The 25,514-nt window shown below is 72.1% G+C and carries 29 protein-coding genes; 18 read left to right on the top strand and 11 right to left on the bottom strand.

The genetic code is table 11. The features are described from left to right. The first annotated feature begins 55 nt into the window (after positions 1-55). The 5 genes from CLT74_RS22285 (at position 56) to CLT74_RS22265 (ending at position 4,197) form a co-directional block, all read left to right on the top strand. On the top strand, positions 56-391 hold the full coding sequence (locus CLT74_RS22285; protein WP_099848531.1) for a rhodanese-like domain-containing protein: 336 nt from the start codon (positions 56-58) through the stop codon (positions 389-391). A 7-nt stretch (positions 392-398) separates the two neighbouring features. Continuing rightward, positions 399-1,190, top strand: coding sequence for a glycerophosphodiester phosphodiesterase family protein (locus tag CLT74_RS22280; protein ID WP_099848529.1), 792 nt, complete (start codon positions 399-401; stop codon positions 1,188-1,190). Positions 1,191-1,295: 105 nt separating this feature from the next. Then, positions 1,296-2,753, top strand: a complete 1,458-nt coding sequence (locus CLT74_RS22275) for a PAS domain-containing sensor histidine kinase (RefSeq protein ID WP_099852602.1) — start codon at positions 1,296-1,298, stop codon at positions 2,751-2,753. Between the two features lie 66 nt (positions 2,754-2,819). Beyond that, the gene (locus tag CLT74_RS22270; protein WP_199172413.1) at positions 2,820-3,233 is read left to right on the top strand and encodes an ATP-binding protein; all 414 of its coding nucleotides are present in this window, start codon (positions 2,820-2,822) and stop codon (positions 3,231-3,233) included. Positions 3,234-3,312: 79 nt separating this feature from the next. Next, positions 3,313-4,197, top strand: a complete 885-nt coding sequence (locus tag CLT74_RS22265; RefSeq protein ID WP_099848525.1) for a DUF5926 family protein — start codon at positions 3,313-3,315, stop codon at positions 4,195-4,197. 10 nt (positions 4,198-4,207) lie between these two features. On the opposite strand, the gene CLT74_RS22260 is transcribed toward CLT74_RS22265, so the two are convergent. Beyond that, positions 4,208-5,428, bottom strand: coding sequence for an arginine deiminase (locus tag CLT74_RS22260; protein ID WP_099848523.1), 1,221 nt, complete (start codon positions 5,426-5,428; stop codon positions 4,208-4,210). 163 nt (positions 5,429-5,591) lie between these two features. Between CLT74_RS22260 and CLT74_RS22255 the strand changes: the two genes are divergently transcribed. From CLT74_RS22255 to pheA, 4 genes are all read left to right on the top strand, one after another. Further along, positions 5,592-6,332 carry a hypothetical protein gene (locus CLT74_RS22255; protein WP_099848521.1) on the top strand — a complete coding sequence of 247 codons (741 nt, stop codon included), beginning with the start codon at positions 5,592-5,594 and terminating at the stop codon, positions 6,330-6,332. A gap of 167 nt (positions 6,333-6,499) precedes the next feature. Beyond that, on the top strand, positions 6,500-6,958 hold the full coding sequence (locus CLT74_RS22250; RefSeq protein ID WP_099848519.1) for a PAS domain-containing protein: 459 nt from the start codon (positions 6,500-6,502) through the stop codon (positions 6,956-6,958). A 62-nt stretch (positions 6,959-7,020) separates the two neighbouring features. Next, on the top strand, positions 7,021-7,680 hold the full coding sequence (locus CLT74_RS22245) for a hypothetical protein (protein WP_486582505.1): 660 nt from the start codon (positions 7,021-7,023) through the stop codon (positions 7,678-7,680). A 9-nt stretch (positions 7,681-7,689) separates the two neighbouring features. Further along, positions 7,690-8,646 (top strand): prephenate dehydratase, encoded by a 957-nt coding sequence (gene pheA, locus CLT74_RS22240; RefSeq protein WP_099848517.1) that lies wholly within the window; start codon positions 7,690-7,692, stop codon positions 8,644-8,646. Between the two features lie 38 nt (positions 8,647-8,684). Here pheA and CLT74_RS22235 read toward each other — a convergent pair whose 3' ends face one another. From CLT74_RS22235 to CLT74_RS22225, 3 genes are all read right to left on the bottom strand, one after another. Further along, on the bottom strand, positions 8,685-9,401 hold the full coding sequence (locus tag CLT74_RS22235; RefSeq protein WP_099848515.1) for an AIM24 family protein: 717 nt from the start codon (positions 9,399-9,401) through the stop codon (positions 8,685-8,687). 86 nt (positions 9,402-9,487) lie between these two features. Beyond that, the gene (locus CLT74_RS22230) at positions 9,488-9,832 is read right to left on the bottom strand and encodes a metallopeptidase family protein (RefSeq protein ID WP_199172412.1); all 345 of its coding nucleotides are present in this window, start codon (positions 9,830-9,832) and stop codon (positions 9,488-9,490) included. A gap of 120 nt (positions 9,833-9,952) precedes the next feature. Beyond that, positions 9,953-10,384 (bottom strand): OsmC family protein, encoded by a 432-nt coding sequence (locus tag CLT74_RS22225; RefSeq protein WP_099848513.1) that lies wholly within the window; start codon positions 10,382-10,384, stop codon positions 9,953-9,955. 164 nt (positions 10,385-10,548) lie between these two features. Between CLT74_RS22225 and CLT74_RS22220 the strand changes: the two genes are divergently transcribed. The 3 genes from CLT74_RS22220 (at position 10,549) to CLT74_RS22210 (ending at position 13,065) form a co-directional block, all read left to right on the top strand. After that, complete coding sequence (locus CLT74_RS22220; RefSeq protein ID WP_099852596.1) at positions 10,549-11,262, top strand: hypothetical protein; 714 nt, start codon at positions 10,549-10,551, stop codon at positions 11,260-11,262. A gap of 169 nt (positions 11,263-11,431) precedes the next feature. Then, positions 11,432-12,253, top strand: a complete 822-nt coding sequence (locus tag CLT74_RS22215) for an HAD family hydrolase (protein WP_099848511.1) — start codon at positions 11,432-11,434, stop codon at positions 12,251-12,253. Further along, positions 12,253-13,065, top strand: a complete 813-nt coding sequence (locus tag CLT74_RS22210) for an HAD family hydrolase (protein ID WP_099848509.1) — start codon at positions 12,253-12,255, stop codon at positions 13,063-13,065. The genes CLT74_RS22215 and CLT74_RS22210 overlap by 1 nt, the downstream gene beginning before the upstream one ends. Before the next feature lie 49 nt (positions 13,066-13,114). Here the strand turns inward: CLT74_RS22210 and CLT74_RS22205 are convergent, their stop codons facing one another. Continuing rightward, a complete protein-coding gene (locus CLT74_RS22205; RefSeq protein ID WP_099848507.1) occupies positions 13,115-13,717 on the bottom strand; it encodes a bacterial proteasome activator family protein in 603 nt (200 codons plus the stop codon). A gap of 104 nt (positions 13,718-13,821) precedes the next feature. Between CLT74_RS22205 and CLT74_RS22200 the strand changes: the two genes are divergently transcribed. Both CLT74_RS22200 and CLT74_RS22195 read left to right on the top strand, forming a co-directional pair. Further along, positions 13,822-14,619 carry a prolyl oligopeptidase family serine peptidase gene (locus tag CLT74_RS22200; RefSeq protein ID WP_099848505.1) on the top strand — a complete coding sequence of 266 codons (798 nt, stop codon included), beginning with the start codon at positions 13,822-13,824 and terminating at the stop codon, positions 14,617-14,619. 77 nt (positions 14,620-14,696) lie between these two features. Beyond that, positions 14,697-15,896 (top strand): ABC transporter substrate-binding protein, encoded by a 1,200-nt coding sequence (locus CLT74_RS22195; RefSeq protein WP_099848503.1) that lies wholly within the window; start codon positions 14,697-14,699, stop codon positions 15,894-15,896. 71 nt (positions 15,897-15,967) lie between these two features. On the opposite strand, the gene ddaH is transcribed toward CLT74_RS22195, so the two are convergent. Then, positions 15,968-16,801: a dimethylargininase gene (ddaH, locus tag CLT74_RS22190; RefSeq protein ID WP_199172237.1), complete on the bottom strand. Its 834-nt coding sequence runs from the start codon at positions 16,799-16,801 to the stop codon at positions 15,968-15,970. 59 nt (positions 16,802-16,860) lie between these two features. Here ddaH and CLT74_RS22185 point away from each other — a divergent pair, with 59 nt between their 5' ends. The 3 genes from CLT74_RS22185 to CLT74_RS22175 all read left to right on the top strand — a co-directional run bounded on the left by CLT74_RS22185 (position 16,861) and on the right by CLT74_RS22175 (position 20,381). Then, positions 16,861-17,319 (top strand): Lrp/AsnC family transcriptional regulator, encoded by a 459-nt coding sequence (locus CLT74_RS22185; RefSeq protein ID WP_099848499.1) that lies wholly within the window; start codon positions 16,861-16,863, stop codon positions 17,317-17,319. Positions 17,320-17,378: 59 nt separating this feature from the next. Then, the gene (locus tag CLT74_RS22180; RefSeq protein WP_099848497.1) at positions 17,379-19,310 is read left to right on the top strand and encodes a beta-propeller domain-containing protein; all 1,932 of its coding nucleotides are present in this window, start codon (positions 17,379-17,381) and stop codon (positions 19,308-19,310) included. Between the two features lie 114 nt (positions 19,311-19,424). Continuing rightward, the gene (locus CLT74_RS22175) at positions 19,425-20,381 is read left to right on the top strand and encodes a zinc-binding dehydrogenase (RefSeq protein WP_099848495.1); all 957 of its coding nucleotides are present in this window, start codon (positions 19,425-19,427) and stop codon (positions 20,379-20,381) included. A 5-nt stretch (positions 20,382-20,386) separates the two neighbouring features. Here the strand turns inward: CLT74_RS22175 and CLT74_RS22170 are convergent, their stop codons facing one another. From CLT74_RS22170 to mobA, 3 genes are all read right to left on the bottom strand, one after another. Beyond that, entirely contained in the window at positions 20,387-21,466 is a 1,080-nt protein-coding gene (locus tag CLT74_RS22170) for a T3SS (YopN, CesT) and YbjN peptide-binding chaperone 1 (RefSeq protein WP_099848493.1), read from the bottom strand. Positions 21,467-21,547: 81 nt separating this feature from the next. After that, entirely contained in the window at positions 21,548-21,838 is a 291-nt protein-coding gene (locus tag CLT74_RS22165; RefSeq protein WP_099852593.1) for a DUF6457 domain-containing protein, read from the bottom strand. Next, positions 21,835-22,425 carry an NTP transferase domain-containing protein gene (mobA, locus tag CLT74_RS22160; RefSeq protein WP_099852591.1) on the bottom strand — a complete coding sequence of 197 codons (591 nt, stop codon included), beginning with the start codon at positions 22,423-22,425 and terminating at the stop codon, positions 21,835-21,837. The genes CLT74_RS22165 and mobA overlap by 4 nt, the downstream gene beginning before the upstream one ends. Positions 22,426-22,579: 154 nt before the next feature. On the opposite strand from mobA, the gene fdhD reads away from it, so the two are divergent. After that, positions 22,580-23,434 carry a formate dehydrogenase accessory sulfurtransferase FdhD gene (gene fdhD, locus CLT74_RS22155; RefSeq protein WP_099852588.1) on the top strand — a complete coding sequence of 285 codons (855 nt, stop codon included), beginning with the start codon at positions 22,580-22,582 and terminating at the stop codon, positions 23,432-23,434. A 21-nt stretch (positions 23,435-23,455) separates the two neighbouring features. Here fdhD and CLT74_RS22150 read toward each other — a convergent pair whose 3' ends face one another. Next, on the bottom strand, positions 23,456-24,166 hold the full coding sequence (locus CLT74_RS22150; protein ID WP_099848491.1) for a GAP family protein: 711 nt from the start codon (positions 24,164-24,166) through the stop codon (positions 23,456-23,458). A 166-nt stretch (positions 24,167-24,332) separates the two neighbouring features. Continuing rightward, complete coding sequence (locus CLT74_RS22145; RefSeq protein ID WP_099848489.1) at positions 24,333-25,367, bottom strand: DUF4192 domain-containing protein; 1,035 nt, start codon at positions 25,365-25,367, stop codon at positions 24,333-24,335. Positions 25,368-25,514 lie beyond the last annotated feature (147 nt).

Genomic DNA, 25,514 nt, shown 5'->3' with positions numbered 1-25,514 from the left:
CGTCCCGGCGGGAGGTCTCGGGCAGCCGCGCGACGAGGTTCTAGGCTTGGTACCCGTGTTCGGACCTCAGATACCCACCGTGACCGTTTCCGAGATCAACGACGAGACGTACCTGCTCGACGTCCGAGAGGACGACGAGTGGGCCGCCGGTCACGCCCCCGGCGCCCACCACCTGCCGATGATGGAGCTACCGGCCCGCCTGACCGAGGTGCCGATGGACCGGGACGTGGCAGTGATCTGCCGCTCCGGCGGTCGCTCCGCTCAGGTGGTCCAGTACCTCCTGCGTAACGGTTGGGAGCAGGTGAGCAATGTCGCCGGCGGGATGGGCGACTGGGCGGCGGCCGGTCGACAGGTGATCGGCTCGGACGGGCAGCCCGGCCGGGTCCTGTAGGCGAGCGGTGGACGGCCCCCTCGTATTCGCCCACCGTGGCGCCTCGTACGACCTTCCGGAGCACACCCTCGCCGCCTACCTGCGCGCCCTCGACGAGGGCGCCGACGGGCTGGAGTGCGACGTGCGGCTGACCCGCGACGGGCATCTCGTCTGCGTACACGACCGGCGGCTGGACCGGACAAGCAACGGCCGCGGCCTGGTCAGCGCCCGTACGCTCGCCGAGTTGGAGCAGTTGGACTTCGGTTCCTGGCACCCGGGGGGTGTGCCGGCCAACGGCGACGAGGTGCTCGACGACTCGCACACCCGGCTGCTCACCCTCGAACGGCTGCTGGCGGCCGTGCTCGCCGCCGGTCGCTCCGTCCGGCTGCTGGTGGAGACCAAACATCCGTCCCGCTACGGCGGCAACGTGGAGCGCCGACTGGTCGCCCTGCTGCGCCGGTACGGCCTGGCTGAGCCCGGCCCGGACACCCCCGTACAGGTCACCGTGATGTCCTTCTCCCCGCTCGCGGTACGGCGGATCCGGATGCTGGCCCCCGCGCTGCCGACCGTGCTCCTGCTGGAGGTGCTGCCACGCTGGCTGCCCACGGGCCGGCTACCCTTCGGCGCCGGCATCGCCGGGCCGGGGATCGCACTTGTCCGCGCCCGTCCCGCCCTGGTGCCGGCGCTGCGGGCGGCCGGCAACCAGGTCTACGTGTGGACCGTGAACGAGCCGGCCGACCTCGACCTCGTGCTGGCGGCGGGGGTGGACGGGGTGATCACCGACCGCCCGGCCCATACGCTGGCCCGGTTGCACAGGTAGGACGAATGGTCACCGTCGGTGTCGACGTTGCGGGTCGGGGACTTCGAGGCGGCCCTGGGCCACTCGGGGGTGCCCGGAAACGCCGACGGCAGGCACACTCGGGTCATGCCGGACCGCACCGACTACTCGGCTCTCATCGCCGGGCACACCGCCGTCATCGAGATGATCAACTCCGGTGACGCGGGTCTGCCGGTCCTGACCCAGTTGCTCCGGGTGGCCCAGCCCGCGCTCGGGGCCGCCGGGATGGCATTCGTGGAGTTCGCACCCAGCGGCGGCCGGGTGATCGCCGCCACCGGGGCCGCCGAGTGGACCGTGGGCCGGCCGCTGCCCGCGAACGATCCGGTCACCATCTGCCTGCTCGCCGGTCCCCGGGTGCAGTGCGTACGCACCGACCGGTTCACCAACCCGCTCGCCAGCGAGCTGGCCCAGCGCGGCCTGGGTCGGATGGTCGTCTCCCGGGCCGAGATCGGTGGCCACACCGTCGGCAGCCTGCACGCCCTCTACCCCGCAGAGGACGAGGAGCCCGGTGCCGAGCAGCGCGGCGTGATCGGGTACCTCGGCTCCTGCATCGCCCACATGTACGGCGACCAGAGCGGCCTGCCGGTGCACGGCGACGGTCCGGTGGTCGCGGCGCTCGCCGACGGGCTGGCCGTGGTCGACCGGGACGCCCACGTACGGCTCTGGAATCCGGCCGCCGCGCAGGTGACCGGTCGGTCCACCGAAGAGGCGATAAACCAGCCGCTGCCCTTTCCACTCCCGCCGTCCGGGCAGGTCCTCGACCATCGCCTGCCGAGCGGGCGCTGGCTGCGGATCACCTCGGGTGAGCTGCCCGGACCCGGCGCCCTGCGGGTGGTCACCTTCCGGGACACCACCGACCAGCAGCGGCACGACCACGAACGGGACCTCTTCGTCGCGGTCACCAGTCACGAACTGCGTACCCCGGTGACGGTCATCAAGGGCTACGCGGACACCCTCACCGACCACTGGGAGTCGCTCAGCGAGCCCGACCGGCGGCAGGCGGCTCGGGTGATCGGCCAGCGGGCCAACGAGCTGGCCCGGCTGCTCGACCGGCTGCTCTCCTCCGCGGCCGAGGCATGGCCGGGCGACGGGCCCCCGGCCGCCTTCGACCTCACCGCGACGCTGCGGGTCGCGATCGACGACCTGCCCACGGACCTGCGTCGGCGAACCAGCCTCCAGGTGCCGGCCGAGTTGCCCCGGGCGATCGGGCATCGGCAGAGCCTGGCCACCGTGCTCACCGAACTCGTCACCAACGCCGGCAAGTACTCACCACCCGATTCGCCGATCGACGTCGCCGCCGGCGCCGACGGCCAGACCGTCTGCTTCCGGGTCAGTGACCGGGGCATCGGCGTACGCCCGGAGCACGTGGAACGGGCCTTCGACCGGTTCTGGCAGGGTGACTCCGGTGATCGGCGTCGCTATCCCGGTACCGGTCTCGGCCTCTATCTCGTCCGCCGGATCGTTGAACAACAGAATGGGTGGGTATCCCTTCGACCGAGAAGCGGTGGGGGTACGGTCGCAGAGGTGCGGCTGCCCCGCAGGTGACAGTGGGGGTCACGGGGCGAAAGAGGGGCAGAGGTGGCGACGACAGCTGTCGAACGGTCGTGGTGCGTGGTGGTGCCGCACCATGCCAGTGGGGCGCGGATCGCCCGGCACCGGCTCGCCGCCGAGCTCGGCGGGGCCGTCTCGCCGGCGATGCTGGCGGATCTGGTGGCGGTCCTGGCCGAGCTGGTCGGTAACGCGGTCCGGCACGCCGACCCGCTGCCGGGCGGCGTGGTCCGGGTCGCCTGGCGGCTGCGGTACACGCCCGGAGGGCCACAGCTCCGGCTGCGGGTGACCGACGGCGGTGCCGCGTGCAGCCCGCAGATCCGGCCACCCGACCTGGACGCGGCCGACGGCCGTGGCCTGCACATCGTCTCCGGCCTGGCAACCAGCTGGGGGGTGGAGCGCGACGGCCTCGGGCAGAGCGTCTGGGCCGACTTCGACCCGGCCGGTGACCGGCCGGCGCTGGTGCCGGCCGGCTGAACCACTCGGTCCACCGGCTGACGCGGCAAGGGCGGGTCCGGCCCCCACCGGCCGCCGGAGCACTCTAGGCTGTGTCGCCGTGAGCAAGCGTCGAAAGAACCAGCGAGCCGCCACTCCCTCCGGCAAGCGGGAGCGTATCCGGGACGTCTTCGTACCCCGGCCCTTCGAAGGGCTTGTCGACGAGCCCGAGTGGATCGCCCTGCGGGAGCTGGTGCCAGCCGCCTCCGCGCCGCTGCGGCTCACCCCGGCACTCGTCGACGAGTACGGCGACCGGCCGGTCTCCCTGGCCACCGTGCTGCCGATGGCCGCTCCCGCGATGAGCCGGGACGACGGCCACATCTTCATCGGGCTCCAACGTCACCTTCAGTCCGGTGACGTCTCTCGCGACCTGGCCGAGTCGCTGCTCTGCGCACTGCGTACCGAACCCGGCGCCCAGGTCGCGGTGCCGCCGCTGCCCGGCCCCGGTCCCCGGTTGCAGGACATCCTGGTCGACGGCCCGTTGGAGATCAGCCTGCACGAGGGCTTCGAGTTCTGGCTGTCCCCGGAAGCCGCCGAGGACCCGACCGTGCGGGCCTCCCTGGAGCGGGCCAACGCGGCGATCTACCCGACCGTGCGGCTGACTGCCGCGCGGGCCGCGTACTGGTGCCAGGTGACGGGGAAGGCGCACGTCCGCTGGGTGCTGCCCGAGGCCGAGGAGACCGCCCTGGACGCGCTGGCCCGGCTCGGCGCGGCCGGCTCGCTGACCCTCGGCGAGGAAACCAAGTTCGCCGGCATGTTCCGCGCCCACGGGCGGCTGGTCCCGGTCTGGGACCTGCCTCAGCAGACCCCGGCCGACGACTGGGAGCAGCAGGTCGCCGACTTCGCCAAGCGGTACGCCGACGCCCTGGCCGAGACCGGCCCCCTCGACGCCGCCGCTCGCCGGGCCCGGCAGGGACTGCTGGGCCGCCAGCTCACCCTGCGCTGATCCACGCCGGTCAGGCGGACCGGCTCAGCTCCCGCTCCCGCAGCAGCGGGCAGGACATGCAGCGGGGCCCGCCCCGCCCCGAGCCCAGCTCCGAGCCGGCGATCGGGATGAGTTCGATCCCGGCCCGCTCCAACTGGGCGTTCGTCTCGACGTTGCGCTCGTAGCCGACGCAGAGGCGGGGCGCGAGCGCCAGGGTGTTGTTGCCGTCGTCCCACTGTTCCCGCTCGGCGGTCACCGGGTCGAGCCCGGTGTCGATCACCCGTAGCCGGTCCAGGTCCATCGCGTCGGCGGCGGCGCGCAGGAACGGTGCCGGCCCGTCGACCCGCGGAGCCTCGCCGTCGGTACCGGCGATGACGGTGTACGCCGACAGCGTGCTGGCCACGTTCGGATACATCAGCACCGCGTCGACGTCGACCATCGTGCAGATCGTGTCCAGGTGCATCGTCGCCCGTTCCTGGGCGATCGGTACGACGAGAATGGTGTGCGCCAGACCGGCCGCGAAGACCCGGCGGGCGAGCCGCTCGGCACCGGCGGGTGTCGTCCGCTCGCCGACACCGACGGCCAGCACCCCGGGTGCCAGCAGCAGTACGTCGCCACCTTCCAGCGGCTCCAGGCCCGGTCGGTAGACGAACTCGGTGCCGGCGAACCGGGGATGGTGACGGTAGATCGCGTCGGTGAGGGTGGTCTCCCGCCGCCGGGCCGGCATCGCCAGACTCGTCACCCCGACCCGGTCACCGATCCACAGTGACGAGTCGCGGGTGAACAACAGGTTGGGCAGCGGGTCGATGATGAAGTCGTGTCTGTCCATCAGGGTGTAGACGAGCCCACCCCGGCGGTCCCGACCGAGCCGCAGCTCCTCGTGGGCCAGGCCGGCCACGAGGACGCCGGCCAACGCGGCCGGATCGAGGTACGCCAGGTGCGCGGCGACCCGGGCCCGCAGGGTGTCGCCGAGCCGGGGCGAGTTGAGCACCTCGTCGGTCAGCTCCGTCCGGGCGTCCGACACGGCAAGCGTCTCGGTCAGCAGGTCGGTCAGGTAGAGCACCTCGACACCGCGTTCGCGCAGCGCCGCCGCGAAGGCGTCGTGCTCCTCCTGGGCCCGGCCCACCCACGGGATGGCGTCGAAGAGCAGCGAGTCGTTGTTGCGGGGGGTGAGCCGGGCGAGTTCCGGCCCCGGGCGGTGCAACAGGACGGTGCCGAGCCGGCCGACCTCACTGTCCACGTAGTGGCTCACCCTCGCAGCGTAGGGCAGGGTTTGGCGGTATCCGGTAAAACAACCGTGGGTGAATATGGCATTCATCCACAGTCATTCCGGCGCTCCGGCTTGCCGACCACCGGGACTGGCAACGTAGGGTAGTGAGAACGTAACTTCGAGGGACCTTTTGCCGGAGGTCGCGATGACTGTCTTCCCCGCTCGTCGAGCCGTACCGTCCGCCCGGGCGCTGCCGCCAGCGGCGGTACCACACCCTCGGGTCGAGTCGCCCGGGGTGGTCGCGACACCTCGCCCATCCCCGTTGGAGTGGGCCCGCCGTCGCCGGGCGGAGCGGGGCGCACGGCGGCTGGAGGCGGCAGGTGCCCGCGCACTCGGTCAGCTCGACCATCTCGGGCCGGCGTGGCACGTCATCGACTGGCCCCGCACCGACGCGGCTGACGTCCTGCTCGACGACCACGCGGACAACCGGGCCGGCTTCCTGGCCATCGGTCCGAGCGGGCTCTTCGCCGTCACCATCGCCGACCACGGCCGCGCCCGCGTCCTGGTCGCCGGTGACGTGGTGCAGATCAACGGCAAGCGCCCGCCGTACGTGGCCGAAGCCCGCCGCGACGCCCGGCGCGCGAGCAAGGCACTTACCGCGGCCGTCGGCCACCCGATCCCGGTGACTCCGGTGCTCACCTTCGTCGGCTCGGGGGTCATCAGCGTCTACGGCCTGCCCAAGGACTGCCTCATGGCCACCCATCGGGAGCTCGACCGGCTGCTCGTGGCCGGTGGCAACCGGATCAGCCCGGCCACCGCGGAAAAGTTGTCAAGGGTCGCGCAGCACCCCGGCACCTGGGGAAACGGTAGCTACCCGCCGGCCGCCGACTACCGGTGGTACGAGGACGGCCGAATGGCCGCTGACAAGCCGGCCGGCCGCCGGTAACGTCAGCGGCGACGCCACGCGGCCGGGCACGGCTCAGCTCCCGCCGGCCCGCGCCGTCGCCGACCGGGCACCTATCAACACCGACGGCACCGTACGCCCAACACGGTCGGCGGTCGCTGCCGCGACCGGCTAGCGTGGACGTACCGTCGGTGTGCATAGGAGGCTCGGTGGCCCACGTCGAACTCTCGCTCTCGGAAGTGTTCGCGCCCTCCGGGGGGACACCGACTGAGCCTGGGTGCGACAACATCGGCCGCTGGTCGGCCACGGTTTCCAGCGCCCACGAGCCGTGCCTGCTGATCGACGCCGAGACCCGGGTGCTGGCGGTCTCCACCGCCGGGTGTGAACTGCTGCAACTCGGCGCGCCGGAGGACGTGATAGGTCTGCCGCTGCTCGACGGTGGGCTGCGACTCCTGGACTTCACCGCTTACCGGGGCGAGCTGGCCGAGCCCGAGATCGACAAGATCCCGCCGCTGCTGGCGCTCACCTCCGGGCGGCTGGCCCGTGGTCTGCTCCGGATCGAGGCGGCCACGGATGACGCGCCCGACGCGACAGTGGACGCCATCTCCACGCCCGTGCTCGCCGACGGCGCGGTGGCCGGCTCCCTCACCTTCTTCTCCGAGGTCTGACTTCCTCCTACCATTGGCTCGGCCACCTGCCACCCGCGAGTCACCCGCCCCGAGGACCACCCGTGCCGTCCACCTCGCCGTCCCACGCCGACCGCCCCACCGCTGGCTCCTGGTCCGGTGTCGACGTCACCTGCCGGCGCTACGGCTGGCTGGTGGGTGTTGCCGTGCTGACCGCGCTGCTGACAGTCGGGTGCGGCGCGCCCCCGGAGGCGCGCGACAGCGGCGGCCTGCCGACCCGGGCGGCCACCACGGCACCGAGCAGCCCGGCCAGCTCCGCCACACCGTCGTTCGGCGCACTTCCAGGTGTCGGTCCGACCCTGCCGTCAGCCGACCCGGGGCTGGTCGCGGTGGCCTGCACCGGCGAGCCGTCGGCGAAACAGATCATCGAGCTGGTGCGTGGTCGTCGTGGACTGCTGCCCGGCAACGCCCGGGTCAGCGTCCGCAACGGCCCGTTGTGTGCCGCCGACTGGCAGCTGACCACCCTCGACGTGGCCGGGTACGAGCCGCTCCAGGTGGTGACCCGGGACCGGGCCGGAACCCTGAGCATGGTGACCGCCGGGACGGACGTGTGCACGGCCGAGGTGCGGGTCGCCAGTCCCCCCGGCATCCAGACGCTGGCCTGTGGCAGTGACGGCGGCGGCGTCCCGGTGCCGGTACCCACCCCGTCGCCCGTGGTGCCGACACCTTCGCCGTCGGGCTCATCGCCAACTCCGGGTGCGTAGGCTGGGCGCATGCCGGGAACGCCGCCGACCCGTTTCGTCTACCTCGGGCCCGAGGGCACCTTCGCTGAGCAGGCACTGCGTACGGTGCCCGCCGCCGAGCGGGGCAGCCGTACGCCGGCCCGCAGCGTCGGTGAGGCGTTGGAGGCCGTCCGCGCCGGGGAGGCCGACGCCGCTCTGGTGCCATTGGAGAACTCGATCGGCGGCGCGGTCGGGGTGACCCTCGACGAGCTGGCCGAGGGGGAACCGCTTGTCATCACCCGGGAAGTGATCCTTCCGGTGGAGTTCGTGCTCGGGGCACGCGCGGGCACCCCGCTGCCGTCGATCCGCAGCATCGCCGCACACCCGCAGGCGTCCACCCAGTGCCGGGGTTGGTTGCGGGCACACCTGCCCGACGCGGTCGTGGTGGACGTGCTGTCCAACGGCGCGGCGGCGGCCGGCGCGGCCAACGGTGAGTACGACGCGGCGATCTGCGCCCCGATCGGTGCGGCCCGGCACCGGCTCGCCGTGCTGGCCGACAAGATCGCCGATCATCCCGACGCGGTGACCCGCTTCGCCCTGTTGTCGCGGCCAGGCCCGCCTCCGCCGCCCACCGGCGACGACGTGACGTCGCTCGCCGTCTACATCGCGCACGACCGGGTGGGTGCGCTGCTGTCCGTGCTCATGGAACTGGCGGTGCGGGGAGTCAACCTGACCCGGATCGAGTCCCGACCGACGGGCGAGGCGCTCGGCCGCTACGTGTTCTTCCTCGACTGCACCGGTCACGTCGCCGACGTGCGGCTCGGCGAGGCGTTGCAGGGGCTGCGCCGGGTCTGCGCCGACGTGCGCTTCCTCGGCTCGTACCCCCGGCACCGGTGGGACGGGCCGACCAGGGAACGGCCGGTGGCCGCCCCGGCGGGCCTCTCCGACGCCGACTACACCGACGCCGCCGCCTGGCTCACCCGCCTGCGCGCGGGCGAGCTGACCTGAGCGGGCCGGCGCGGCTGCGCCGGCCCCCGGCGCGCGACCTACCGGAACAGGCCGCCGAGCACGCCGCCCTGGTCCTGCTGCCCGCTGCCCATGATCGGTGGTTCCTCGGAGGGCTGCACGACGACGAAACCGTGGCCGGCGAAGCTCATCGTGTACGCCTCACCTGTGGTGCGGCCCAGCAGCGTGCCGAGCCCGATCTGGTCGGCCCGGTGGTAGCCGGTCTGTAGGCTCGCCGACCAGCAGACGGCAGCCTGCGGGTCGACGTAGGTGGGCGCGTCCACGTTGAGCACGACCGGGGTGCCCCGGGTGGTGACGGCGATCCTGCCGTGCCCGGTGAAGACGCAGTTGAACAGGCCGGTGGAGGCCATGCCCGCCCCGCCGACCATCTTGATGTCGTAGCGCAGGGCGCTGTCGAAGGCCAGCACGCTGGAGCCGTTTATGGACAGGGCGTCGCCCGGCTCCAGGTCGATGAGGTGCACGTCCTTGGCGAAGTCGGCGAGAAACACGTCACCGTGCCCGGTGAGTTTCATCAGCGGTACGCCCTCGCCGGTGAGCTTCTGCTTGAGGAAGTTGCCCAGTCCACCGGAGCCCAGCGCCTGGAACTGCACCTGGCCCTGGTACGCGACCATCGAACCGACCCGGGCCATCGCCTCGCCGGCGAGTTCGATCTTCAACATCTTGGCGTTCTGCAACCGCATGCCGGGCTGCGCCGACTCACGCTCCAGATTCTCCGCCGAGAACAGCTCACTGCGCATGGGTTCCTCCCGTACTCGCCGTACCTGGCCGAGACGGTAGGGCCAGCCCGCAACCGGGCCCGCTGACAACCTGGCGGCGGAGGCCCTCAGCCCCAGCCCAGTTCGTGCAGGCGCGCGTCGTCGATGCCGAAGTGGTGGGCGATCTCGTGCACCACCGTCACCGCCACCTCGTCGACGACGTCCTCCTCGCTGTGACAGATGCGCAGGATGGGGTTGCGGTAGATGAGGATGCGGTCCGGCAGCACACCCGCGTAGTCCCAGCCCCGGTCGGTCAACGCGTGTCCCTCGTAGAGCCCGAGCAGATCCTCACCCGGCGGCGGATCGTCCTCGACCAGAATCACCACGTTGCTCATCAGCGCCAGCAGCTCCTCCGGAACCTCGTCCAGCGCCTCCCCCACGAGTTCCTCGAACCGCTCCCGCCCCATCTCCACCGCCACACCCCCATTCTTCCCCACCCCACCCGCGATCTTGCACTTCCGGTCGCCGCGAACCAGGACAGAAGCCGCGTAACGGAGACCGAAAGTGCAAGATCGGCGTGAGGTTGGGGTGGGTCAGGAGGTGAGGCGGGCGGTGAGGGTGATTTCGGCGCCGGGGGAGAGCAGGCGGGAGATCGGGCAGTTCTGCTTGGCGGTCTCGGCAAGCTTGGCGAACTGCGCCTCGTCGATGCCGGGCACCTCACCGACGGTGTCCAGCTCGATCCGGGTCACGGTCATCCCGGCGTCGGTCTTGTCGAGGTGCACCTTCGCGGTGGTCTCGACCGAGGTGGGCGTCGTGCCGGCGTCGGCGAGCGCCTTGGAGAAGGCCATCGAGAAGCAGCCGGCGTGCGCGGCACCGATCAACTCCTCAGGGTTGGTGCCCTCACCCTCCTCGAAGCGCGACTTGAAGGAGTAGTTCCCCTGGAGCCCGCCCTTGCCGGTGCGGATGGTGCCGGACCCCTCGGTCAGGTTGCCCTGCCAGAGTGCGGAAGCGGTACGGATAGGCATGCACCTGACGCTAGTCCACCGGAAGCCGGCAGGCGACCGACCGCCCCGGCGCCGTGCTGTTCCTCGGCGTCACCAGCCGGCTGTGTCATGATGCGACCGGACCCCGCGGCGCGGCGGACGCACGGCGTCCCGGCCACCAGCCGGCCACCAGGAGAGGGTGAGTGATGACCCACGACCTCCCCATTCCCCGTCAGGACGACCGCTCCGACGGCGCCAGCGTCATCGAGTGGGGTACGGAGGACGAGTCACCTGCGGCGGGCCGGTTCCGTCGGTCTCTCGGCGGTCTCGGTCGGGACCATCGGGTGCCGGTGCTGCTGGCCGGCCTCGGTGCAGTGGCGGCCCTGGCCTCGCTGCTGGGCGAGTGGTCGACGATCACCATTCCCAACGGCGGACCGGAGCCGGAGACCCCGCTCCAGGTGACCAGCGGAGTCGCCGACATCGGGCTGGGCCCCGCGTACCTGGTCGGGCTCCTCGCGCTCGGTGTCGCGGTGGCGCTCGCGCTACGCGGCACGGACTCGGTCCGGGCGAATGCCCGGGTCGCCGGCCTGGCGCTGGTCGCCGGCGTGCTCGCGCTCCTCGCGACGACAGCCGTGTCCCTCGACGACACGATGCGGCGGAGCATGTTCTACAACACGGAGTTGACCTTCGTCGTCGAGTACGAGCGTGGGCTGATCGTCGCCTTCGTCGCCGTCGGGCTGTTCGCCGCCGCGCTCGCCCGGACCTCGCCCGGAGCGGCCGAGGCACGACAGGTGTCGGATGGGCCGCGACGGCGCAGCCGACGACCGTCGGAGGAGGCGGAGCCGGAGGGGGACCGCCCGCCCGTGGAGATCACCGTCACGCCGACGGTGCCCTTCGCCCGGGAGGCACCGCCCGACTGATCCGCCGGCCCTGAGGTCACCTCCGGTGCGTCGCCCGTTGGCACCCGATTCGCCTGGAAGCCATGGTTGCGACCGGTTCTGCGAGGTACGGTTGCTGCCCGCCGTCACCCGGGTCACCGCTCGACAAGGTGAACGGCTGGTCGCGACGGCGGCGGGCGAAGGAGGAACGATGAACCGCCCGGGCCTGCCCAAGCTGATCGCCACCGACCTCGACGGGACACTCGTCCGCAGCGACGACACCGTGTCGGCCTTCACCCACGAGGTTCTCGACCGGGTACGCGCCGCCGGTATCCCGGTGGTCGGCGCCACCGGGCGCGGTCCCCGGCTGACCGAGCTGACCCGCAACGACATCCGCGCCGCCGACTTCCTGGTCCTGGCCGGTGGCGGCCGGGTGGTCGACCAGAGCGACCCCGAGGGGCCTGTGGTGCTGCGGGACGAGCGTCTCTCCAGCGGGGTACTCGCCGTCCTGCTGGCCGAACTGGAGGCCGCGGTCGGGCCACTGACGGTCATGGTCGAGGCGTCGGACGAACACGACGCCCCACTCTGGGGCGACTACCACCCCGAGTGGCCCTACCAGGACGCTTTCGAGGTACGTAGCCGCGCCGAGTGCCTCGCCGGTGACGTGATCAAGGCGTTCGCACGTACCGCCGATCACCACGTGGACGAGCTGCTGGCCGCCGCCCGGGAGATCGTCCCGCCGCACCTGGCCACCCTCACCCAGGCGGGTCTGGGCTTCATCGAGATCTGCCCGCCCGGGGTGGACAAGGCCTCCGGGCTCAGCGTGATCGCGCAGACCCTCGGTGTGGACCCGGCCGACGTGCTGGTCTTCGGTGACATGCCGAACGACCTGCCGATGTTCCAGTGGGCCGGTTGGGGGCGGGTGGCCGTGGCCAACGCCCACCCGAGTCTGCGCGCGGTCGCCGACGAGGTCACTCTGCGCAACGACGACGACGGGGTGGCTGTCTATCTCGACCGGCTACTGTCCCGGTGATGGATTCCACGCCGCACCTGGTCGCCAGCGACATCGACGGGACGCTGCTGCGCGACGACCGCACCCTGAGCGCCCGGACCGCCGCCGTGCTCGCCCGGATCTCCGCCCAGGGCACGCCTGTGGTGCTTGTCACCGGCCGACCGATCCGCTGGCTCCGGCTGGTGTACGAACAGCTGGCCGAGCCGCTGCCGGCGGTCTGCGCGAACGGCGCGGTGGTCTACGACCCGACCACCGACGAGGTGCTGCGGGCCGACCCGCTCGCCCCGGAGCTGCTCGCTGAGGTGGTCCGACGCCTGCGGGCCGAGATTCCTGATGTGAGCCTGGCTGTGGAGATCGTCGACGGCCGGCAGATGCGCCACGAGACGCACTACCCGTTGCGCTGGGACGCCGACGAGGCGGCGATCCGGGCCGTGGAGACCGCCGAGGAACTGCTGTCGGCACCAGCGGTCAAGCTGCTGGCGCGCGCCGGTGAGCAGGATCCGGACCGGTTCACCCGACTGGTCGCCGCCGCCCTCACCGGGCTCGCGGAGGCCACCCACTCCTCACACTCCGGGCTGGTGGAGATCTCCGCGGCGGGGGTGACGAAGGCCGCCGGCCTGGCCTGGTACTGCCACCGCATCGGCGTCGCCGCGCCGGACGTGCTCGCCTTCGGCGACATGCCCAACGATTTGCCGATGCTCACCTGGGCGGGACGGGCAGTGGCGGTCGCGAACGCCCATCCGGAGGTGTTGGCGATCGCCGACGAGGTGGCCCCGGCGAACTCGTCCGACGGGGTAGCCGCCTACCTGGAGAAGGTTTTCGGGGCGGAATGAGCCCGTCCGGAGGCGGCGCGACGAGCGCGCCGCACCCCGGACCGGGTGATCAGAGGTACTGACCGGTGCTGTGTCCTTCGCCACTCGGCTGCCCCATGCCGGGCATCCCCGGCAGCACCGCGCCGGCTGGTCCGCTGGGCAGCGCCTGCCGGCCGGAGCGCATCTGCTCCAACTGCACCCGGGCCGCCATCTGTTGCGCGACCAGGGCCGCCTGGATGCCGTGGAACAGCCCCTCCAGCCAGCCGACCAGTTGGGCGTGCGCGATCCGCAACTCGCCCTCGCTCGGTGCCTGGTCCTCGGAGAACGGCAGCGAGATCCGCTCCAGTTCCTCCCGCAGTTCGGGAGCGAGCCCCTCCTTCAGCTCGACGATCGACCGCTGGTGGATCTCCCGCATCCGGTGCCGGCTGGCGTCGTCCAGGGGAGCCGCCTTGACCTCTTCCAGCAGCTGTTTGATCATGCTGCCGATCCGCATCACCTTGGCCGGCTGCTCGACCAGGCGCGATGGATCCTCACCAGGTCCGTCGTCGGTCTGCACGGTGCCGACGGGGCGGCCGTCCGGCCCGACCACCACCACGGTTCCGGAGTGCCCGGCACCGTCCCGGCCGGGCTCGTCGTTCTCTCCAGCGGAGCGCGCTTCGGTCATGCCCTCCATCTTTACCCAGCGGTACCGGTAAGCGCCCGCCGGCCCGCTGGTCCGGCACTCCCCAGGCCGATGCCCACCCCCCGGAGGTCGGTGAACCGCGCTACCGTCGCCGGATGCCCTCGGATCCCCGGGCGGTGCTGACCCGCCCCGCGCCCGAACCGGACGCGACAGTCGCCTACGGCGAACACCCGGACCAGATCGCCGATCTGCGCCGTCCGGCCGGCTCCGGGACACCCCGGCCGCTGGTGGTCGTGGTGCACGGAGGTTTCTGGCGGGCGGAGTACGACAGGCGGCACACCGGGCCGCTGGCGAGCGCGCTGGCCGCCCTGGGGTACCCGGTCGCCCAGCTGGAGTACCGGCGTACCGGGCAGCCGGGTGGTGGTTGGCCGGGCACCCTGACCGATGTGCTGGCCGGGGTCTCCGCGCTGCCCGGGTTGGCCGAGGCCGCCCTGCCGGGGCAGGTCACCTCGGCGCCGCCGGTGCTGGTCGGCCACTCGGCCGGCGGGCACCTCGCGCTGTACGCGGCGGCCCACGCACCCGGCGCCGTCGCCGGGGTGCTGGCCCTCGCACCGGTCGCCGACCTGGCCGAGGCGTACCGGCTGGATCTGGACGCCGGGGCCGTGGCCGCGCTGCTCGGTGGTGGACCGGCCGACGTCCCGGAGCGGTACGCGGCCACGGATCCACGGTCGCTGGTCCCGCTGCGACCACGGACGGTAGTGATGCACGGCACGCTGGATCAGCAGGTCCCCATCGACATCTCTCGAAATTATGTGGCCGTCGCCCGCGCCGCAGGTGCCGAAATCCGCCTTGTTGAGCTGCCAGAATGCGAGCATTTCGGGCTTATCGCGCCGGGATCGTCGGCGTGGCCGGAGGTAACCAGCGCGTTGCGGTCTCTGCACGAAGATCATTAGCCATTGACGCAGCGTCGCCGAGCAGGTAGAACGCCGGAGGGGCGGATGCGCCCGGCAACACATTCGAAGGGAACCCGGTGTCGCAGATGAACCGCAGGCGGGCACTCCAGCTGCTGGCCGCGCTCGGTACGGGCGGACTCGTCGCCGCGTGCGGCTCCGACGCCGAGCCGGAGGTCACCAGCACAGAGAGTCCGATCAAGATCGGGCTCATCGCGCCACAGTCGGGTGCGAGCAAGACCATCGGCGACGAGCTCACAAACGGCTTCGAGCTGTACCTGGACCTCAACGAGCGGCGCCTCGGCGGCCACCCGGTCGACCTGATCACGGCCGACGAGGGTGACAACGTCAAGTCCGGTCAGGCCGCCGTCGAGGGACTGCTCAAGCAGGGCGTGCTCGCCCTGACCGGGGTGGCCAGCTCGTCGGTCATGTTCGGCATCAAGGACATCGTGGAACAGGCCCGGGTTCCCTTGATCGGCTCCAACGCCTCCCCCGCGAGCCTGCAGAGCGTCGTCTACATCTGGCGTACGTCGTACGTGCTCGACGAGGCGGGCCGGGCGCTCGGTCGCTACCTGAAGGACGAACTCGCCCCCACCGACAAGATCGCGACGATCCTGCCGGAAGGGGTCGTCGGTGTCGAGGATGTGCTGCGGGGCTTCCGCGAGGAGTTCGGCGAGGCCGACCCGCGCATCGCCAGCCAGGTGGTCTGGACCTCCGGCAGCAGCAGCCCCGGCAGGACCGCCTACGTCTCGGACATCAACCGCGCGCTCGCCGGCAACCCGGCTGTCGTCTTCTGCTTCTACTCCGGCGCGGCGGCCGTGGAGTTCATCATGCAACTGCGCGACGCCGGGTTCCGGGGCCGGATCTACGCCCCCGGTTTCCTCACCGAAGGTTCGGTGCTGGAGGACATCCGACCGGCGACCGACGCACTGGGCATCCGCACCGCGCTGAACTACTCCGCCGACCTCAACAACGCGGCCAACCGCCGCTTCGCCTCGGCGTACCGCAAGAAGCACAACACCTCACCGACCACGTACGCGATGGCCTCGTACGACGCGGCAAAGGTGCTCGACCAGGCGATCCGGCTCGCCGGCTCGGCCCCCACCGCGCAGCAGGTAAACCTCGCCCTGGGCCGGATCGGGCAGATCGACAGCCCACGCGGCGCCTGGCAGTTCAACCAGCCGCGTACGCCCCAGCAGAAGTGGTACCTGCGCGAGGTGCAGCGCGACGGTCAGGTGGTGTCGAACGTGCTTGTCAACGAGTTGGCCACGCTCGGCTGAGTCGAGCAGCGAGGCCGGCCCCGGGTCGGGGCCGGCCCGGCGCCGGGACCGGCCCCGTCGCTCGGCGGGTCTCAGTACCGCAGTTCGGCGATGCAGCACTTCACGCTGCCACCGCCCTTCTTCAGCTCGGCAAGTTCCACAGGCACCGGGGTGTAGCCGGCCGCCTTGAGCCGACCGGCGAGCCGGGTGGCCTCGCTGTTGAGCACCACGTTGGCGCCGTCGCTCACCAGGTTCAGCCCGAAGGCGAGGGCGTCCTCGTCGTCCGCCAGCACCGCGTCCGGGAAAAGTTGGTTGAGCACCCGCTGGCTGGCGGCGGAGAAGGCGCCGGGGTAGTAGACGACGTTGCCGTCGTCGATCGAGGCGAGCGCCACGTCCAGGTGGTAGAAGCGGGGGTCGACAAGCCGCAGTGAGACCACCGGCCGGCCGAGCGCCTCCTGCGCCTCGGCGTGCGCCGGCAACTCTGTCCGGAAGCCGTACCCGGCCAGGACCAGCCCGCCGTGCGCCTCCGGCAGGTACGCGAAGTCACCCTCGCCCTCGTTCGTCTCGTTCGGCGCGATGAACCGCCAGCCCTGCGACTCGTAGAAGGCCCGGTGCGTGGCCGCCTCCGCGGCCCGCTGCTCGTGCTTGAACTGCGCACCGTAGACCGTGCCGTCGACCATGAACGCACCGTTGGCCGCGTAGACCATGTCGGGCAGGCCGGGTTCGGGCACCAGCAGATGCACCTCGTGGCCGAGGCCGACCAGGGTCTCCCGTAGCCGGTCCCACTGCTTGACCGCCAGCTCCGTGTCGACCGGGGCGGTCACGTCCATCCACGGGTTGATCGCGTACTCGACCGCGAAGTGCTCGGGGGAGCACATGAGGTATGTCCGCTTTCGCGGCACTCGCTGCTGGTTCACGGTGACCAAGGGTAGGTACGGTAGAACTTTGGTAACAGCCGCAAACATTGCTTCCCAGAGGCGGAACATTGCAGATCGACGCCGTTGACCAGCGAATCATTGCGCTGCTCGTTGCCGACGCCCGGGCGTCGTACGCCGACATCGGCACCCGGGTGTCGCTCTCCGCTCCGGCGGTGAAGCGGCGGGTCGATCGACTGCGGTCCGCCGGGGTGATCCGGGGATTCACGGCCATCGTGGACCCGGCCTCGGTCGGCTGGACCACCGAGGCCTTCGTGGAGCTGTTCTGCGCCGGCCGGACCACCCCGGCCCAGATCAGCGCCGCCGTGCGCCGCCATCCCGAGGTGGTCGGTGCGTACACCGTCTCCGGCGAGGCCGACGCGTTGGTGCACCTGCGGGCCGCCGACATCGCGCACCTGGAAGAGGCGCTGGAGCGGCTGCGGGCCGAGTCGTTCGTGACCTCCAGCCGCAGCACCATCGTGCTCTCCCGGCTGGTCGAGTCCCCGGGCGTGGGCCCCTCCACCGGCTGAACCCGGAACCATTCCCCCGAGGGTGGAACCGGACCCGGAGCCACCGCGTCGAACCGGCCATGAAACGGGGCACCAAGGTCGCAACGACCGGCGGCTCGCTTGTCGCGCTCGCGCTACTCGCCGGCAGCATGGCCGTGTCGCAATCTCCGCCGGCCGGGCCCGGCACCACCGAAGCACCGATGGTGCCGGTCGGCCTGGTCTCCTTCGACTCCTGTGCCGACGCTCTGGCGGAGCTGCGCGCGGCGGCCACCGCATCGGTCGGCCCGTACGGTTTCGCCGGGGACGCGGTGCTCTTCGGCGACCGGATGGCGGCAGCCGGTGGCGCGGAGTCGATGGCCCGCACCTTCGCCGGAGCGCCGGGCGACGCCGGCGGCCGGGACACCGGCGCCGGTCACTCGACAACGAACAACCACGAGGCCGGCGCGGACGAACCCGACCTGGTCAAGACCGACGGCCGACGGATCGTCACGGTCACCGGCGGCGTGCTGCGGGTGGTCGATCCGGTGAGCCGGCGCGTCACCGGGCGACTCGATCTGGCCGGTGACCGGGAGGAGTTGCGCTGGCAGGAACACCGCCTGCTGCTGCTCGGCGACCGCGCGCTGGTGCTCAGCGAGGACCCGCCGCGCCCAGCCGACGCACTCCGCTCGATCAGGCCCCCCGGCGCGACCCGCCTGCTGCTTGTCGACCTGGCCGGCCGCCCCCTGGTGCTCGGCACGTACCGGATCGAGGGCAGCACCGTCGACGCCCGGTTGACAGGTGACACGGTCCGGGTGGCGGTCCGCGCGTCGGCCCGGCTGGAGTTCCCGCTGGCGTCCGAGGGCAGCGACCAGGTCCGGACCGAACGGAACCGCAAGGTGATCGCCCGGGCCGGTGTCGAGGCGTGGCTACCGGAGTACGAGTGGACCGCCGGCCCGGAACGGCACACCGGGCGGGTCGGCTGCGACCGGCTCAGCCGGCCCGACCGGATGACCGGCTCGTCCACCCTCACCGTGCTCAGCTTCGACCTCACCGCCGACCGGCTCGGCGACGGCGACCCGGTAGCGGTGGCCGCCGACGCCGACACCGTCTACGGCACGGCGACCAGCCTCTACCTGGCAGGGCAGCGTCCGGTGCCGATCACCGGCAGCAAACCCCGCTGGCGGCCGTCGTCGGCCGAGCAGATCACCGACATCTACCAGTTCGACACCGCCGCGCCGGGTCGTCCCCGCTTCCTGGCCGCCGGCTCGGTGCCCGGCTGGCTGATCAACCAGTACGCGCTCTCCGAGTGGGCCGGGCACCTGCGGGTGGCCACCACCACAGGCGACACCTGGGCTGAGGGCAGGGCCTCCGAGTCGGCGGTTCGGGTACTACGTCGCGACGACGGGTCGCTGGTGCCGGTCGGCATGGTCGGCGGCCTCGGGCGGGGCGAACGCATCTACTCGGTGCGCTACCTCGGACCGGTCGCCTACGTCGTCACCTTCCGGCAGACCGATCCGCTCTACGCCCTCGATCTCGCCGATCCGACCGCGCCCGCGGTCACCGGCGAGCTGAAGATCACCGGCTATTCCGCGTACCTGCATCCGCTGCCCGATCAACGCCTGCTGGGCGTGGGTCAGGAGGCCGACAGTCAGGGACGTACCGAGGGCGTACAGGTCTCACTCTTCGACGTCCGCGACCCCGGCCGGCCGGCCCGGCTGGACCAGTGGCACCTGCCCGGCGGGTGGACCCAGGCCGAGCACGACCCGCACGCCTTCCTGTACCGCCCGGACACCGGCCTGGTGGCGTTGCCGGTCGACGCCGGTGTCCGGCTGTTGCGCGTCAGCGACGACGCCATACGTGAGATCGGCGAGGTGACCCACCCGGTCGGGAACGACAGCGGCCGACGGCAGTGGGGTCCATCGGTGCGCCGGTCACTCGTGGTGGGCGATGTGCTCTGGACGGTCTCCGAGGCGGGCCTGCGCGCCACCGATCCCGACTCGGCCCGGAGCCTGGCCTGGATCGCGGCTACCTGAACCTTCCTCCCTGCGGGTGGGGCCCGGTTTCTCGGGGTTTCCGGGCCCCACCCGCCTTGACCTCAACCACGCTTCAAGTGATCGACTCGGCGGGAAGCGGCGGCGAGGGGAGACGTGCGGGCAGTGTGGATCCACGAGTTCGGCGGTCCGGAGAAGCTGGTGCCGGGTACCGCGCCTGATCCCGTACCCGCGCCGGGGCAGGTGCTTGTCGACGTGATGCTGGCGAACATCACATTCGTGGAGACCCAGTTCCGGGCGACCGGCTTCGGCCCGTCGGGCGTGACACTGCCGGTGATCCCGGGCAACGGTGTCGGCGGCCTGATCAGCACGGTCGGTCCGGACGTCGACCCGGGGCTGGTCGGCCGACGGGTGGTCAGCAGCACCGGTGGCTCCGGTGCGTACGCCGAGCGGGTCGTCGTGGACGCGACGCTGCCGGTGGCGGTGCCGGACGGGTTGCCGCTCGACCAGGCGGTGGCCCTGCTCGCCGACGGGCGTACGGCATTGATGCTGGCCGAGGCGGCCGATCTCCGGCCCGGCGACCGGGTGCTGGTCGAGGCAGCCGCCGGCGGGGTGGGCAGCCTGCTCGTCCAACTCGCGGCACGCGCCGGTGCGCAGGTGGTCGGACTGGCCGGCGGTACGCGCAAGGTAGCTCAGCTACCGTCCATGGGCGTCGAGGTCGCCGTGGACTACCGGCAGCCGGACTGGGTCAGGCGGGTACGGTCGGCAGTCGGCGCGGTCGACGTGGTCTTCGACGGGGTCGGGGGCGCGATCGGGCGCGACGCGTTCGAGCTGCTCGACCGGGGCGGTCGGATGCTCAGCTTCGGGCTGTCCAGCGGCGAGTGGGCCGGAATCGACGCGGAGTCAGCCGCCGAGCGGGGCGTGACAGTGGTCCGGCCGACGCCGACGCCCGCCCAACTGCGGGCGTACACCGAGCGGGCGTTGGCGGAAGGGGCAGCCGGTGGGCTGCGCGCGGTGATCGGCCAGCGGTTCCCGTTGGCTCAGGCGGCCGAGGCGCACGCGGCCATCGAGGCCCGATCGACTGTCGGCAAGACCCTGCTCGACGTGCGCTGACCCGGTCAGAGGTACATGCCGGTGCGGTGCTCGCCGCGGACCGGCTTGTCTCCCTCACCGAAGAACCGCTTACCGCCGAACTCGCCGTGCAGGCGGTCGTCCAACTCGTCCGCCAGCCCCGTCATCACCTGCACGGCCAGCATCAGGTGGGTCGGCTGGAAGTTGCGGCCGAAGACCGGGATCGACGCCCACACGGTGTCGTCGGCGCAGTAGAGGCGCCCGATAGGCATCCGGTTTGTCAACTCGGAGAGCTTGACGTACAGCCGCTCGGTCGGCTCGACCTCGGTCAGCACCGGCGAGAAGACGTCGACAAGCGGCGGATTGTCCCGTACCCGGACGAAGACCATCGCCGAGCCGGCGCGGATGTTGATGTCGCCGTCGGAGTCGACCTGGAGCCGGTCCGTGTCGGACTTGAGCATTGTCGAGACGACCGTGCGGACCCGCTCGGCCAAGTCCAGCACCTCGGTGTCGGCACCGGCCTCGTCGGTGGCGGCCAGCGCCTTCTCCAACTCGGTGCCGATCTCCCGGGCCAGGTTGGTCTCGCTGCGGGCAGTCCCCAGCGCCTCGCCGGGGATCGGCTCGCCCTTGCCGTCCTCGATCGCGTAGACGAGGAAGGCCGGATGCGGGGCACCGTAGATGTCGCGCATGGTGCGGGAGAGCAGTGCGGCGAGCCGGGGGGCCTCGTCGGCGGCGGAATCAAACCCGAACTGGTCCCCCGAGCCGTCCACCACACCCGGCGGTGACCAGCCCAGCGCGACCATGTCGGCGACCGCCGCGCGATCCAGCCGGTAGCCCGGCGGCAGGGTGGCGTTGCCCACCGCCCGGGCGGCGAACCGGCCGTCGGTCCGCACCTCGACATAGACGGAGTAGACGGCGTCATCGGTGCCGGAGGCGGTCGGGTCGAGGGTCAACGCGACCTCCGCGCCCGGCGGCAACGCGGACAGCCGCTCCGCCAGCGCCCGGGCGAACTCCCGCCACGCCTGGGTCACCTTTGCCCGCAGGTCGGCCGTGCTCGGCTCGTCGAGCAGGATCGACTCGTGGTGCACCGGCGTGCCGGGCGGTGCCGAGGGGTGGTCAGCCGTCATGATCGCCTCCGTCCGTTCCGGTCACCCTACCCAGCCGGCTGCCGGGACGGATCAGCGCGGACCGTGATCGGACAACGGCCGTCAGTCGGCCCCGCCGTCCGGTCCGGCCGGGTCCGAACGAGGCTGCCGGTCGCCACCCAGCTCCACCGGCCAGGTGCCGGCCAGCTCGGAGAGCCGGGCCGCCGCCACGGCCGGATCCGCGCCTCGGCCGACGGCCAGACCCAGCAGGTACGCGGTGACCGGCGCACCGGGCCGCAGCACCTGGTGGGCCACATCCCGGGCCAGGTCGAGCACGGTTGGCACCGGCACCTGAGCTGGGTCGAGATCCAGTTCCGCGCAGGCGGCCGTGACCCAGTCGTCCATCACCGTCATCGCGTCCACTCCTCCGCCCGGCGTAGGTCACGCTCAGTGTCGCAGTCGAACCAGGGCTCCGGGCCGTCACCGTGCCACGTCACGTCACGCACGGTCAGGCCGGCGACCAGCTCACGCAGCGGCGCACCGGCGACGTCACCGCCGCGCCGAACGCCGAGGTGATTCAGAGCGGCCCGCAGTGCGGCCGGCCGCCACACCCCGCACAGGGTCTGCCGCCGCCCCGACCGGTCCACGTAACAGACTCCGTCGAGGCGGTGCAGATGGTCCAGCAGCTCACCGACGGCTGACCGGGTCAGCAGGGGCAGGTCGGCGGCGAGCAGGGCGACGGCGGGTACGTCGGTGTCGAGCAGGGCCAGCCCGGCCGCGACGGCGGCCACCGGTCCCCCGCCCGGCGGCACCTCCCGGGTCAGTCGTACTCCGACGATCGCCGGTCCGGGGCCGACCAGGATTCGAGGCGACGCGTCGGCCACTGCGGCCAGCACCCGCTCACGCATCGGCACCCCGCCTACCGGCAACACCGGCTTGTCCCGCCCGCCCATCCGGCGTCCCGCACCACCGGAGAGCACCACCGCCGCGTACGCCGTCATCTGCGCCACGTTAGCCGCCCGCACCACCCCGACAACCACAGCGGCGGGCAAGCATGTGGTGGTTGGGTCCTGTCGAGCTGAGCGCACAGACGGATCGCACCTCGAACGCTCGGCTGGTGGGGCGATTCCGGCGACGCGGGGCAGGATGGAGGACGTGGGACGGGCTTCGGAGCGGCGTGGCGTGGTGCGGGTGGACCTGGATGCGGCGGAGGCCGGCCGGCGCCGGGTCCGGCGGCCTGACACGCTCGCCGCCGAGGAGCCGTTGGAGATCCGGGTCGGCCCCGCCGGATCCGGGCGACGTCCGCCGCTTACCGTCACCATGCGTACCCCCGGAGCCGACCTCGACCTGGCCATCGGTTTCCTCGTCACCGAGGGGCTGATCCGCTCGGCGGACGACGTGTCCACGGCGCAGTTGTGTGCCGGGACGGAGACTCCGAACACCTACAACGTGGTCGATGTGACCCTCGCTCCCGGAGTGCCGGATCCGGTCACCGACGCGACCCGGCACTTCCACACCACAAGCGCCTGCGGGGTGTGCGGCAAGGCGAGCATCGACGCGGTGCGTACCCGGTCGCTCTTCGACGTCAGCGACGATCCGCTCAGCGTGCCCGCGGAGCTGTTGGCCGAGCTGCCGCAGCGGCTACGCGCCGGGCAGCGGGGCTTCGACCGCACCGGCGGACTGCACGCCGCGGGCCTGTTCGCCGCGGACGGCGAACTGGTGGTGCTGCGCGAGGACGTGGGTCGACACAACGCGGTCGACAAGGTGGTGGGCTGGGCGGTACGCGAACACCGGCTGCCGCTGGCCGGGCACGTGCTGCTCGTGTCGGGTCGGGCGAGCTTCGAGCTGACCCAGAAGGCGTGGATGGCGGGTGTGCCGCTGCTGGCCGCGGTTTCCGCGCCGAGCACCCTCGCGGTCGACGTGGCCACCGAGGCCGGGCTGACCCTTGTCGGGTTCCTCCGGGGACGGACGATGAACGTCTACACCGGCGGGCACCGGGTCACCAGCTGAGATCGCCCCCGAACTCACACGTCAGCGGCGGGCCAGCAGCTCGAACAGTTCCAGCCGGGCCGCCGCGTCGCGGGCGAGCAGAAAGCCGGCGATGCCCAGAACCCAGCCGAGCATGCTGCCCGAGGAGCGGACGATCCATGCGTTGAGCCGGGCGAGCACCGGCTCGACCCAATTCGGCCAGGCCATCCGCCCGCCGAGCAACAGCATCGCCGGCAACACCATGACCAGGCAGTAGCCGACGAGCAGCGCCATGCTCGTGGACACGGCCAGGCCGGAGGTGGTGAGCAGGCCCAACGCGCCGAGGTAGGGCAGCATCGTCGCCACCTCGGCCAGCGCGGCGAACAGCGCCAACCCCACCAGCCAACGCGACGACGAGTCACCGGCGGTCACCCGGTCCCGCCAGCGCAACACCCGACCCGTGCCGGCACCACGCTTGCCGTCGTAACGGAAGCTCAGCACGAACAGAGCGACCCCGAGCGCCAGTTGACCCCAGAGCACCGGACGGTTGTCCAGCGCACCACCCAACAACTCGGCCAGGCCACTGCCGCCGAAGTACAGCAGCAACCCGACAACGAAGTAGAAGCCGGCGATAGTGCCGAGGTAGGTCATCACCCGCCGGACACTCACCGGCCCGGGGGCGAGCAGCAGCCACACCGGGATGAACAGCGTCCCGATGCTGGTGCTGTCCACAAGCGCCAGCCCGGCCAGGGACAGCAGCAGGGCAAGACTCATGCCGTACCAGTGGCAAGCTCGGACATACGGCGATTATCCCGTAGCGGCATGCTGGCCGTGCCCCCGGCCGGTCACCCTCACCGCCGCACCGGCCCGGGCGGGTGACGCCGGCATCGGAGCGGAGGCCATCGTCACCTGCCGACTGGGCAGGCTGGGAGAACGGGCATCAGGGACGCCGTCGCGCCCGCCGCCTCGCCCGACGGCGCGCTCTCGGCAGACCGGTGGCCGGCCAGCCGTCCAGCCGGGACGGGGGCACCCCCCGACGGAGCAGATCGTCCAGCAGCAGGGCGAGCGAGTAGTCCGGATGCTCAGCCAGCACCCGTTCCAGGGCCACCGCCGCCAACGCGCCCTGCCCGTCCCGCCACGCGGCGAACGCGAGCAGCGAGCCCGGCGCGGCGATCAGCTCCGGCTCGGCCCGACGCAACACCTCGGCCCAGAACGCGACGTCCTCGTCCCGGCCGTCGGTGCGCTCCCAGGCGTGGTCGCGCACCGGAAGGTGGGTCAGGAGCAGGCAGAGCCAGGCCAGTTCGTCGTCGGTCAGCCGCTCGCCGTCGCGGTGCCGCCGCACCGTGGCTCGCAGTGCCGCCGTGCCGGCCGCCCGTAGCGCCCGAGCGCCGAGCAGGTCGGTGACGGGTGCGGCCGCCAGCAGGTCGGTGAGCCGCTGCTCGGCCCGCTCGACCGCCTGCCGCATCGCCTCCCCGCCGACCGGAGCCACCCGCGCGGCGAGGGCCGCCCGGTCGGGCAGGGCCACCTGGCCGGCGAAGACCGCCGCCGCCGGCACCGCGCTGGCCTCCGGGTCGTAGCGGGTGCCCTCCGGCGGGCAGCACTCCGGCTCGTCGCAGAGGTAGGACCACCACCGCCCGTCGGTGACCCGCAACGCGTCGAGCACGGCCAGCCCCGCCTCGGCCAGCGCGGCCCGGACCGCGTCCACCGCCGGGGTCACCCTGGCGGCCGGACCGTAGCCGATCACCGTCGCCGCGTCGGCGCCCTGCCGGGCGGTCACCGCCGCGATGTGCCGGCCTGGCTCATAGGGGTCGGCGTCGCCGGGCAGGTCGCCGCGCGCGGCGAAGACGATCCGCTTACCGGACAGCGCCACCACCACGATGCTGTCGGCAGGATGGAAGCCGAGCAGGTACGGCACGGCGGCGATGAGGTCTGCGGGAGAGCGTACGGACAGTCGGGGCAGGTCTGTCGAGTTCATGCAGGCAGCCTGCGAGCCGTCGGGTGCGACCCGCTGCCCCTGTGGACGACACGCGGGTTATCCACAGTTACAGAGCGTAGTTCCGCAGCTTACGGCCGATCGGCGACCGTCCCGGAGCCGGTGAACGGTCCGGTAGCGATACCTTGC

It is taken from the genome of Verrucosispora sp. CNZ293, assembly GCF_002754655.1.
Note: the sequence above shows the minus strand (reverse complement) of the source record. Positions and strands in the feature narration are given on the sequence as shown.

Bases quoted from the DNA above. Each gene is read 5' to 3' on its own strand.
- CLT74_RS22150 (WP_099848491.1), bottom strand. From the start codon at position 24,166: ATGAGTCTTGCCCTGCTGCTGTCCCTGGCCGGGCTGGCGCTTGTGGAC.
- CLT74_RS22225 (WP_099848513.1), bottom strand. From the start codon at position 10,384: ATGCCTATCCGTACCGCTTCCGCACTCTGGCAGGGCAACCTGACCGAG.
- CLT74_RS22220 (WP_099852596.1), top strand. From the start codon at position 10,549: ATGACCCACGACCTCCCCATTCCCCGTCAGGACGACCGCTCCGACGGC.
- CLT74_RS22165 (WP_099852593.1), bottom strand. From the start codon at position 21,838: ATGACGGTGATGGACGACTGGGTCACGGCCGCCTGCGCGGAACTGGAT.
- CLT74_RS22235 (WP_099848515.1), bottom strand. From the start codon at position 9,401: ATGCGCAGTGAGCTGTTCTCGGCGGAGAATCTGGAGCGTGAGTCGGCG.
- CLT74_RS22275 (WP_099852602.1), top strand. From the start codon at position 1,296: ATGCCGGACCGCACCGACTACTCGGCTCTCATCGCCGGGCACACCGCC.
- mobA (WP_099852591.1), bottom strand. From the start codon at position 22,425: ATGACGGCGTACGCGGCGGTGGTGCTCTCCGGTGGTGCGGGACGCCGG.
- CLT74_RS22145 (WP_099848489.1), bottom strand. From the start codon at position 25,367: ATGAACTCGACAGACCTGCCCCGACTGTCCGTACGCTCTCCCGCAGAC.
- CLT74_RS22180 (WP_099848497.1), top strand. From the start codon at position 17,379: ATGAAACGGGGCACCAAGGTCGCAACGACCGGCGGCTCGCTTGTCGCG.
- CLT74_RS22205 (WP_099848507.1), bottom strand. From the start codon at position 13,717: ATGGAGGGCATGACCGAAGCGCGCTCCGCTGGAGAGAACGACGAGCCC.
- CLT74_RS22215 (WP_099848511.1), top strand. From the start codon at position 11,432: ATGAACCGCCCGGGCCTGCCCAAGCTGATCGCCACCGACCTCGACGGG.
- CLT74_RS22170 (WP_099848493.1), bottom strand. From the start codon at position 21,466: ATGACGGCTGACCACCCCTCGGCACCGCCCGGCACGCCGGTGCACCAC.
- CLT74_RS22210 (WP_099848509.1), top strand. From the start codon at position 12,253: ATGGATTCCACGCCGCACCTGGTCGCCAGCGACATCGACGGGACGCTG.
- CLT74_RS22255 (WP_099848521.1), top strand. From the start codon at position 5,592: ATGACTGTCTTCCCCGCTCGTCGAGCCGTACCGTCCGCCCGGGCGCTG.
- pheA (WP_099848517.1), top strand. From the start codon at position 7,690: ATGCCGGGAACGCCGCCGACCCGTTTCGTCTACCTCGGGCCCGAGGGC.
- CLT74_RS22200 (WP_099848505.1), top strand. From the start codon at position 13,822: ATGCCCTCGGATCCCCGGGCGGTGCTGACCCGCCCCGCGCCCGAACCG.